The sequence below is a fragment of the Mesorhizobium sp. P3_A9 genome, assembly GCF_056402975.1.
Genome location: NZ_JBFUGJ010000500.1, coordinates 1 through 3,325, shown reverse-complemented (window position 1 = coordinate 3,325; position 3,325 = coordinate 1). Strand labels below are relative to the sequence as shown.

The 3,325-nt window shown below is 62.9% G+C and carries 4 protein-coding genes; 3 read left to right on the top strand and 1 reads right to left on the bottom strand.

The window, feature by feature from the left end; all coding sequences use genetic code 11:
- The first annotated feature begins 92 nt into the window (after positions 1–92).
- From ttcA to AC1DX0_RS33305, 3 genes are all read left to right on the top strand, one after another.
- Positions 93–980: a tRNA 2-thiocytidine(32) synthetase TtcA gene (ttcA, locus tag AC1DX0_RS33315; RefSeq protein ID WP_477358616.1), complete on the top strand. Its 888-nt coding sequence runs from the start codon at positions 93–95 to the stop codon at positions 978–980.
- A complete protein-coding gene (locus tag AC1DX0_RS33310) occupies positions 970–1,797 on the top strand; it encodes an inositol monophosphatase family protein (RefSeq protein ID WP_477358614.1) in 828 nt (275 codons plus the stop codon). Before ttcA ends, AC1DX0_RS33310 begins: the two co-directional genes overlap by 11 nt.
- A gap of 79 nt (positions 1,798–1,876) precedes the next feature.
- On the top strand, positions 1,877–2,284 hold the full coding sequence (locus tag AC1DX0_RS33305) for a hypothetical protein (RefSeq protein ID WP_477221276.1): 408 nt from the start codon (positions 1,877–1,879) through the stop codon (positions 2,282–2,284).
- Between the two features lie 6 nt (positions 2,285–2,290).
- Here the strand turns inward: AC1DX0_RS33305 and AC1DX0_RS33300 are convergent.
- Positions 2,291–3,325, bottom strand: a 1,035-nt coding sequence (locus AC1DX0_RS33300; RefSeq protein ID WP_477358613.1) for a multidrug effflux MFS transporter, incomplete at its 5' end; no start/stop codon positions are given.

The window sequence follows — 3,325 nt, the reverse complement described above, 5'->3', positions numbered from 1 at the left end:
GCCTTTTTGTTTCACGCATCCGCTTTGCGGTTTCGATTCTCCGGCCGATGCGCTAATCCGGGCGGACGTCACATCCCCGGGGCCGCCGCGCCATGAATATGCAGCCAGACATCGAGACGCTAGAACCGATCGCCGAGGGCGGTTTTCATCCGCTGTTCGCCGATGTGCCGTCCTCGGTCGAATTCAACAAGCTGCGCAAGCGGCTGCTGCGGTTGACCCGTCAGGCGACCGAGGATTTCTCGATGATCGTGCCCGGCCAACGCTGGCTGGTCGCGCTGTCGGGCGGCAAGGATTCCTACGGCCTGCTCGCCATCCTGCTCGACCTCAAATGGCGCGGGCTGCTGCCGGTCGAATTGCTGGCCTGCAATCTCGACCAGGGCCAGCCGARCTTCCCAAAACACATCCTGCCCGACTATCTCAACGCCAACGGCATTGCCCACCGCATCGAGTACCAGGACACCTATTCTGTCGTCACCGACAAGCTGCCGCAGGGCAGCACCTATTGCTCGCTCTGCTCGCGGCTGCGGCGTGGCCATCTCTACCGTATCGCGCGCGAGGAGGGGTGTTCTGCATTGGTGCTTGGCCACCACCGCGAGGACATTCTCGAAACCTTCTTCATGAACCTGTTCCATGGCGGCCGTCTCGCCGCCATGCCGCCAAAGCTGCTCAATGACGAAGGCGACGTCATGGTGCTGCGGCCGCTGAGCTATTGCGCCGAGATCGACCTCGAAAAATTCGCCGCCGCGATGCGGTTCCCGATCATCCCTTGCGACCTCTGCGGCAGCCAGGAAGGCCTTCAGCGCAACGCCATGAAGGCGATGCTGGACGACATCGAAAAGCGCATGCCCGGCCGCAAGGACACGATGATCCACGCGCTGTCCAACACCAGGCCGTCGCATCTGCTCGACAGGAAACTGTTCGATTTCGCCGCTCTCAACGAAACCCTCACACGCAGGCAAGATGCTCCCGATGACATTTGACGACAACGCGATCGACTGGCTGGCCAGCCTGCTGGCCGAGGCGGCCGACACCGAAATCATGCCCCGCTTTCGCCGGCTGGGCGATGGYGACGTCAGACAGAAAACCTCCGCCGCCGATCTGGTGACGGAAGCCGATGTCAACGCCGAGCGGCTGATCACGGCGCGGTTGCGCGACCGCTATCCCACGGCGATGRTCGTYGGCGAGGAAGCCTGYTCSGACRATCCGGCGCTGCTCGATGGTCTGGGCGACGCCGAWCTGGCCTTCGTCATCGACCCGGTCGACGGCACCTTCAAYTTCGCSTCSGGCGTGCCGCTGTTCGGCGTCATGCTKGGCGTCGTGGTCAAGGGSGAGACSGTYGCCGGCATCATCCATGATCCCGTCGGCAAGGACTGGCTGATCGGCGCCAAGGGTGCCGGCAGCCATATCCGCCACGCGCATGGCACGCTGGAGACGGTGCGGGTTGCCGCGAGCGCGCCGATCTCAGAGATGACCGGCGCGGTCTCCTGGCAATACATGGCCGAGCCCGACCGTACGCGGCTGGCCTGCAACCAGACCAAGACGCTGTCGCAGTTCAACTACCGCTGTGCCGCCCACGAATACCGCTTGCTGGCGAGTGGCCATGGCCATTTCGTCGTCTACAACAAGCTGATGCCGTGGGATCATCTCGCCGGTGTGCTGATCCATGCCGAGGCTGGCGGCCATGCCGCGCGCTTCGACGGCACAGCCTATCTGCCGTCGCATGTTGGCGGTGGTTTGCTGGTCGCTCCCGACCGGGAAAGCTGGCAGGAGTTGCGCCGCGAACTGTGGGCTGCGTAGGATAGTTTCTTGCGGCGAGCGCTTGAACCGTCGGATTTGCGCGGCCGAAGAGTTGGTGCTTTCGTGGGGGCTCTCTCGGATGAAACCTCGGTTTGCAATTTTTGCGGCGGCTCTTGCCGCAATCTTGTTTGCAAACGCCAACGCGGCAATCGCGCAAGAGCGCCCCTGCCACAGTCGTGATCCCGTCGACACCCTCAAGGAGATGTCGGACGCTATCTATGCCTGTTGGAAACCGCCAGCGGGAACCGCGGGCATGTCCCTGACATTGCAGTTCTCGCTTCGCCGCAACGGCACGCTGATCGGCAAGCCTCGCGCCACCTATTCGGATCTCGGGACCGATCCGCAACTCAGCCGGGCCTTCGTGGCATCCATCCTCAAGGCCCTCAACGAGGCTCTGCCATTGCCCTTTTCAGACAGTATGGGCGGAGCAATCGCGGGGCAGATGCTTGCGCCTCGCTTCACAGCGGCGCTTCAAAGTGCATCCTGATGCGCCCTAATGCAGGTCGGTAACATGCCCTGAAACAGGTGGGTTGTGCGGCTGGAACATCTTGCCGCGCTCAGCGATGAGGATCATCAGCAGCGCCGCGACCGAGACGCTGCAGAAGCCGGCGGCAAGCGGCGTCACCGTGCCGTTGAAAGCCTGGCCGATCAGCGTGCCGAGAATGCCGCCGAGAAATGTCTGCATGAAGCCCAGGATGGACGAAGCCGTGCCGGCCAGTTGCCCGAGCGGCTCCATGGCCAGTGCATTGAAATTGGYGCCAAGCGCGCCGAACGGAAGCATGGCGCTGGCAAAGAAGGTGACGAACAGCCAGAGCGGCATCTTGATTTCCAGCGAAACCACCAGCCAGACCAGGCTGATGACCAGAAACAGCAGCAGCGCGCTCTGCGACAGGCGGCGCATGCCGATACGGCCGACAAGGCGCGAGTTCAGAAAATTGGAGAAGGCGAGCACGGCCGCAACCCCGGCGAAGATGACCGGGAACATCTCGCCGACATTGAASAYGTCGACATAGATCTGCTGCGCCGACGCGATGAAGCCGAACATGGCGGCAAAGACGAAGGTGCTGGCAAAGGCATAGCAGAGCGCGATGCGGTTGGTGAGCACGATGCGGAATCCTCCGACAACGGAGGAGACCGAGAGYGGCCGGCGATATTCGGGMYGCAGCGTTTCAGGCAGGCGCAGCAGCGACCACGCCGASACGATCAGCGCRCCGACSGCCATRGTGACGAAGATGTAGTGCCAGGTTGCRAACAGCATGATGAACTGGCCGATSCCRGGSGCAATGACGGGTATCGCCATGAACACCATGAAGATCAGAGACATGACCTCGGCCATGCGTCGGCCTTCGAACGTATCGCGCACGATCGAGACCGCGATGACGCGCGTGGCGGCCGCGCCAATGCCTTGCACGACCCGGCATATCAGCAGCGTTTCAAAGCTTGGCGCGATGGCGGCGGCGGCGGCCGCTGCCACGTAGATGATCAGTCCGGCGACAAGCGGCGAGCGGCGGCCGAACCGGTCCGAGAT